The 7,159-nt window shown below is 75.8% G+C and carries 4 protein-coding genes and 1 pseudogene; all 5 read left to right on the top strand.

What is annotated here, in order from left to right; genetic code table 11:
- Positions 1 to 987 (top strand): SDR family oxidoreductase (locus tag ABT300_RS39450; protein WP_351686629.1); only part of this gene is annotated, 987 nt, incomplete at its 5' end.
- A 92-nt stretch (positions 988 to 1,079) separates the two neighbouring features.
- Positions 1,080 to 5,822, top strand: coding sequence for a type I polyketide synthase (locus ABT300_RS39445; protein ID WP_351686632.1), 4,743 nt, complete (start codon positions 1,080 to 1,082; stop codon positions 5,820 to 5,822).
- Positions 5,819 to 6,148, top strand: coding sequence for an acyl carrier protein (locus ABT300_RS39440; RefSeq protein ID WP_351686627.1), 330 nt, complete (start codon positions 5,819 to 5,821; stop codon positions 6,146 to 6,148). Before ABT300_RS39445 ends, ABT300_RS39440 begins: the two co-directional genes overlap by 4 nt.
- A gap of 3 nt (positions 6,149 to 6,151) precedes the next feature.
- On the top strand, positions 6,152 to 6,967 hold the full coding sequence (locus tag ABT300_RS39435) for an alpha/beta fold hydrolase (RefSeq protein WP_351686624.1): 816 nt from the start codon (positions 6,152 to 6,154) through the stop codon (positions 6,965 to 6,967).
- Positions 6,964 to 7,159: pseudogene (locus tag ABT300_RS39430) on the top strand (glycosyltransferase); the annotation flags it as partial. The gene ABT300_RS39435 and the pseudogene ABT300_RS39430, both read left to right, overlap by 4 nt.

Genomic DNA, 7,159 nt, shown 5'->3' with positions numbered 1-7,159 from the left:
GCCGACCGCACACCGGTCGTGCTGCGGACGGCGGCCGGACGGCACGGCTTCGAGCTGGTGGAGGCGCCGCTCGGCGCACTCGGCAGCACAGGCGCCGGACCGGCCGGGGACGGCGCCGCGGAGGCGGCCGCGCTCAGCCTGGACCGGGACTCGGTGGTGCTGCTGGCGGGCGGCGCGCGAGGCATCACCGCGCAGTTCGCCGCCGTGCTCGCCGGAGCCGCCCGCTGCCGGCTGGAGCTGCTCGGCCGCACCCCCGCGCCGGACGGTCCCGAGGCCGCGGACACCGCCGCCGCGCGCACCCCGGCCGCCCTGCGCGCAGCGCTCGCCGCGCGCGGCGGTCTGAAGCCGGCCGAGATCAACCGCGCGGCCGAACTCCTGCTCGCCCAACGGGAGATCGCGGCCACGCTGGCCGAACTCGACGCGCTCGGCAGTCGGGCCCGCTACCGCACCGTCGACTTCCGGGAGCCGGACGCCGTGCGCCAGGCGGTGAAGGAGATCCACGCCGAGCACGGCAGGCTCGACGGCGTCGTCCACGCCGCCGGCGTCATCGAGGACCGGCTGATGGGCGAGAAGAGCGCCGAGTCGTTCCAGCGCGTCTACGGCACGAAGGCGATCGGCGCGCACGCCCTGCTCACCGCGGTGGAGGAGCTGCCCTCCACGCCCGCGTTCACCGTGCTGTTCGGCTCGATGTCGGCCGTCCTCGGCAACCGGGGCCAGGTGGACTACGCGGCCGCCAACGACGCGCTGGAGACGCTCGGCGCGGCCTTCGCCGCCCGCACCGGCCGCCGCGCCGTGACCGTGCACTGGGGTCCGTGGGCCCCCGCCGCCGGGCACGCCGGCATGGTCGGGGCCGAGTTGGCCCGCGAGTACGCCCGGCGCGGCATCCGGCTGATCGACCCCGAGGAGGGGACCGCGGCGCTGCTGCGGGAGCTGGCCTGGGGCGAGGAGTCGGCCACCGCCGTCGTCTACACCGCCTCGGGCTGGTGACCGCCCCGGTGACGTCGCCCGGACCGGCCGACGCGGGCCCGAGATCGATGACGGAACGTCAGGTGCCGGAACACCGCTCGTCCGAAGAGATGATGTCGGAGCGTCAGACGTCGGTGCGGCAGGCGTCCGGGCGACAGGCGTCCGTGCGACAGGCGCCGGTCGCCATCGTCGGGATGTCGGTGCTGCTGCCGGGCGCCGCCGGTCTCGACGCGTACTGGCGCAACCTGCGCGACGGGGTCGACGCGATCGGCGAGGCGCCGGACGGACGCTGGGACGCAGCGTTCTACCGGCCCGGCACGGCCGCCGACCCGGCCGTCGCGGACCGGGTGTACACCCGGCGCGGCGGGTTCGTGGACGGACTCGCGCAGGTGGAGGTCACCCGGTTCGGGATCATGCCGAACTCGGTGGCCGGCACCGAGCCCGACCAGCTCATCGCCCTGCACGTGGCCTCGGCCGCTCTCGACGACGCGGGCGGTGCGGACCGTCTGCCCGAGCGGGAGCGCGTCGGCGTCGTCCTCGGCCGGGGCGGCTACCTCACGCCCGGACTGGTCCGGCTCGACCAGCGGGTGCGCACCGCCGGACAGCTCGTGCGCACCCTCGGCGAGCTGCTGCCCGACCTGACGGACCGACAACTCGCCCGAGTACGGGAGGCGTTCACCGAGCGACTCGGCCCGGACAGTCCCGAGTCCGCGATCGGCCTGGTGCCCAATCTGGCCGCCTCCCGGGTCGCCAACCGGCTCGACCTGCGCGGACCGGCGTACACCGTGGACGCGGCCTGCGCCTCGTCGCTGGTCGCCGTGGACCAGGCGGTGGGCGAACTCGCCTCCGGCCGGTGCGACGTGATGCTCGCCGGCGGGGTGCACCACTGCCACGACATCACGCTGTGGAGCGTCTTCTCGCAGCTGCGCGCCCTCTCCCCCAGCCAGCGCATCCGCCCCTTCCACCGGGAGGCGGACGGCATCCTCATCGGCGAGGGCACGGGCGTCGTCGTCCTCAAGCGGCTGTCCGACGCAGAGCGCGACGGCGACCGGGTCTACGCCGTCATCCGGGGCACCGGGGTGGCAAGCGACGGCCGGGCGGCCGGGCTGGTCAACCCCGATCCGGGCGGTCAGGCGCTGGCCGTGCGGCAGGCGTGGCGGGCCGCCGGGCTCGATCCGGCCGCGCCCGGCTCGGTGGGTCTGCTGGAGGCGCACGGCACCGCCACCCCGGCCGGGGACGGCACCGAACTCGCCACGTTGGCCGAGGTGTTCGGCCCCGGAGACGGCGAGGCGGTCCTCGGGTCGGTCAAGTCGATGATCGGGCACACCATGCCCGCCGCGGGGGTGGCGGGACTGGTCAAGGCCGCCCTCGCCGTGCACCACCGCACGCTCCTGCCGACGCTGCACTGCGACGACCCCCACCCGGCGCTGGCCCGCACCCGGTTCCGCACCCTGGACAAGGCCGCCGACTGGGAGACCACGGCCGAACAGCCCGTGCGGCGGGCCGCCGTCAACGCCTTCGGGTTCGGCGGGATCAACGCGCACGTGGTGCTGGAGGAGGCGCCCGCCGCCCGCGGGCCGCGCGCCGCGGCGCCCCGCGCGGCCCTGGACGTGGCCGAGCCCGAACGCGTCCTGCTGCTCGCCGCCGACTCCCCCGCCCGGCTCGCCGCCCTCCTGGACGAGACCGACGACACCGTGCGAGCCGCCGGTCTCGACCCCTCCCGTGCGCACCCGGACGCCGGAGGGACCCGCCTCGGCATCGTCGAGCCGACCGCCAAACGGCTCGCGCTGGCCCGCCGCGCCGTCGCCAAGAAGCGTGCCTGGCACGGCCGAAGCGACGTCTGGTTCCGGCCGGGCCCGCTGCTCGGCGCCGGCGGGGGCCGACTGGCGTTCCTGTTCCCCGGGCTGGAGGGCGACTTCACCCCGCAGGTCGACGACGTGGCCGCCCACTTCGCTCTGCCCGCCCCGGCCGTCGACGGCGACCGGACCGGCGACGTGGGCCGGCACGGCTTCGGCGTCGTCGCCGTCGGCCGCCTCCTCGACTCCGCGCTGCGCCGCAGCGGGATCGTGCCGGACGCGGTCGCCGGGCACAGCGTCGGCGAATGGACGGCGATGGCCGCGGCCGGACTCTACGCCGGGGACGAAGTCGACGCCTTCATGGCGGAGTTCGACCCGGACACCGTCGCGGTCCCCGGGCTGGCCTTCGGCGCGATCGGCGCGTCCGCGGAACGGGTGCGGGCCGCCCTGCGCGACGAGGGCGGAGCGCGGGCGGGTCTGGTGCTGTCCCACGACAACGCGCCCGGCCAGTCCATGGTGTGCGGGCCGCAGACGGCGGTCGAGGACTTCGTGCGGGCGTTCCGCGCCCGGGGCGTGCTCAGCCAGGTGCTGCCGTTCCGGTCGGGCTTCCACACGCCGATGCTGAAGCCCCACATCGGCCCGATCGAGGCGGCGGCCGCCCGGTTCCGGCTGCACGCTCCGCACACCCCGCTCTGGTCGGGGACCACGGCCGCACCGTTCCCCGCGGACGAGGACGGCGTCCGGTCCCTGTTCGTGCGGCACCTGCTGGAGCCGGTGCGCTTCCGGCAGCTCGCCGAGGCCCTGCACGCGGCCGGTCACACCGCGTACGTCCAGGTGGGACCGGGTCAGCTCGGCTCACTCGTCGCAGACACCCTGAGCGGACGCGACCACCTGGTGATCGCCGCCAACTCTCCCCACCGCACGGGCCTCGCCCAGCTGCGCCGGGTCGCCACTGCGCTGTGGACGGCGGGAGCCGCGGTGTCGCCCCTGCTGCCGACGCCCTCGTCCGCCGCCGGGAGGCGGGACGCGCGCCGGCGCCCCCCGGCACGGCTGGATCTCGACGGCGCCCTGGTCTCGCTCGCCCCGCAGCGCCTCGCCGAACTGCGCGCGGAACTGCGCGACGGGCTGCGGGGCGGACTACGGGACGCATCGCACGACGAATCGCGGGACGGACTGCACGACAAGCCGCGAAGCGGACTACGGGACGTGCCGCGCGTCTCGCACGGCGCGCCCGCCGCGCGCACGGATCCGGCCGCCGCGGCCGCGGCCCCCGCGTCCGGATCCGGCGGTCCGTCGCCGCTGGACGCCCTCGTCGCAGGCTCCCCGATCGCCGCCGAGCTGAGCGCGCTGCTCCGCGACACGGCGGACACCGCGGCCGCCCTGATGACCGCGCGCGGTCCGGCGACCGCGCACGCCGGGGCGGCAGCGCACGTTCCGGCGACCGCGCACGCTGCGGAGACCGTGCCGCACCGCACGGTCGCGCCCGGACGCACGACGGTGCACGTCTCCACCGAGGCCATGCCGTACCTCCTGGACCACTGCTTCTTCCCGCAGCGCCCCGGCTGGCCGGACCTCGCCGACCGCTGGCCGGTCGTTCCGGCCACGACGATCGTGCAGCACGTCATGGACGCGGCGGCGGACGCCGCACGGGCCGCGGGCGCCGGCCGGGCGGCGCCGGTCGCCGTGCACGGGGCGCGCTTCGAGGAGTGGCTCACCGCCGCCCCCGCCGTCGACGTGCCGGTCACCCTGACACCCGCGGGCGCGGACCGCATCGCCGTCTCCTTCGGCCCGCGCGCCCGGGCCACCGTGGAGCTCGCCGCAGCCCATCCCGCGCCGCCGCCCGCCCCCTGGGACGCCCCGCCCGGACCCGAGCGCACCCCCGACCACACCGCCGCCCAGCTCTACGACGAGCGCTGGATGTTCCACGGCCCGGCGTTCCGCGGCGTCACCGAGCTCACCGCGATCGGCGACCGTCATGTGCGCGGGGTCATCACCGCCCCCGCCGCGCCCGGTGCGCTGCTGGACAACGTGGGCCAGATCCTCGGCTACTGGATCATGGCGACCCGATCCGAGCGGACCGTGGTCTTCCCGGTCGGGATGCGGGAGATGCGCTTCTACGGGCCGCATCCGGCGACCGGGACCCCGGTGGGGTGCCTGGTGCGGATCACCTCGCTGACCGACGCGTTCCTCGAGGCCGACGTCCAGCTGACGGTGGACGGCACGGTCTGGGCGGAGCTGCGCGGCTGGCAGGACCGGCGCTTCGACAACGACCCCGCCACCCGGCCCGTAGAGCGGTTCCCCGAGCGCCACACCCTGTCCGAGACCCGCCCGGGCGGCTGGCAGCTGCTGCACGAACGATGGCCGGACCTGGCCTCCCGTGACCTGATCATGCGCAACTCGCTGGGCGGGGCGGAACGGGCCCAGTACGCGGGACACCCGCCGCGGGGACGCCGACAGTGGCTGCTGGGCCGGATCGCGGCCAAGGACGCGGTGCGGCGGTGGCTCTGGGACCACGGCGAGGGACCGGTGTTCCCGGCGGAACTGCGGGTGCGCAACGACGCGGCCGGCCTTCCGTACGTCACCGGCGAGCACGGCCGCGTCCTGCCGCCGCTGGACGTCTCGCTGGCGCACTGCGCGGAGGCGGGCGTGGCGATCGTCCGCCCGCACCGGCCAGGCCCCGGACCGGGGATCGACGTCGAGGAGGTCGTCGAACGCACCCCGCAGACCCTCGCCGCCGCCCTCGGCCGGGACGAACTGCGCCTGCTGGGCGCGCTGTCCGCCGCCGACGGGGGCTCCGAGGCCCTGTGGTTCACCCGCTTCTGGGCGGCGAAGGAGGCCGTCGCGAAGGCGGAGGGCACCGGATTCGGCGGCAGACCACGGGACTTCAGGGTGCTCGACGCGACGCCGGTCGGCGACCGGCTGACCGTGGCGGGCCGCCTGGAACGCGCCTACACCGTGCACTGCGCACCTGCCGCCAACCCGCCCCGGCTGCCGCGACGCGCGTACGCGGTGGCATGGACGACGGGACCCTCGACCGCGAAGGAGTACGACACCCCATGACATCCCCCACCCCCCACTCCCCCGTCACCGTCGAGGAGGACTCCGTCCTCGCCGACCTCACCGGGATGCTCGCGCGGCTCCTGGAGGACGAGTACGGCCTCGACGACGTCGAGATCGGCATGCACACCACCTTCAACCGCGATCTGGAGCTGGAGAGCATCGACCTGGTCACCCTCGCCGGAATGCTGCAGGAGCGGTACGGCGACCGGGTCAACTTCGCCGAGTTCCTGGCCGGCATGGAGTTCGACGAGATCATCGAACTCACCGTGGGGCGGCTCGTCGAGTACGTCGTGACGAGTCTGAAGGCGTCGGCGGAGGCGGGCTGAGCCATGGCGATGGTCGACACCGGCGCCGTCCGGTTGCACGTACAGCGGCTCGGCCCGAGGGAGGGCCGGCCGGCCACCGCCACCGTGGTGCTGGTGCACGGTCTGCTCACCGACAGCCTGGCCAGCTACTACTTCACCGTGGCGCCCGCGTTCGCGGCCGCGGGCCTCGACGTCGTCATGTACGACCTGCGCGGCCACGGCCGCAGCGCACGCCCCGCCGAGGGCTACACGCTGGACCACAACGTGGACGACCTCGAGGCCCTGCTCGACCGGCTGGGGGTGGCCGGTCCGGTGCACCTGGTCGGCAACTCCTACGGCGGCACGATCGCGTTCGGATACGCCGCCCGGCACCCTGGGCGGGCGGCGAGCGTGACCCTCGTCGAGTCCGAACCGGCCACCGCCGCCTGGGCGGTGAAGCTCGGCGGCATCCTGGACCGGGTCGTGACGCAGCTCGCCCACAACGAGCCCGACGCGCTCGCCTGGATCAGCGCCCACCGAGGACACAACACCGCGCGTCTGGCCAAGGGCGCGGCCAAGCTCGCCCGCGACACCACCCTCGGCCGGGACATCCCGGCCAGCCGGGTGCTGACGGAGGACCGGATCGCGGCGGTGCGCTGCCCGGTGCTCGCGGTGTACGGCGGCGACTCCGACCTCGCCGCACTCGCGCCGTGGCTGGAGGCGGTGCTGCCGGACTGCCGGACCGTGGTCGTCCCGGGCCATGAGCACTCGGTGCTCGTGGAGGCGTCGGGCGTCGTCGGCGGGCACATCCTGACCCTCGTCGAGGAGGCCGGACGGACCGCGGCGAAGGCCGCCGGATGAGCGGGTTCCTGTTCGTCGTCCCCCCGCTGGTCGGACACGTCAACCCGACGGTCGGCGTCGCCGCCGAACTCGCCGCACACGGCCACCGGGTGGCGTGGGTCTGTCCCGATCCGGGGCTGGTCGCCAGGCTGGCGGGCGACTCGGCGGGCCCGGTCTTCGCCTGCGGCGGGGCGCCCGCGGGTGAGCGAGATA

Source organism: Streptomyces sp. NPDC001027 (assembly GCF_040299045.1).
GTDB lineage: Bacteria > Actinomycetota > Actinomycetes > Streptomycetales > Streptomycetaceae > Streptomyces.
Note: the sequence above shows the minus strand (reverse complement) of the source record. Positions and strands in the feature narration are given on the sequence as shown.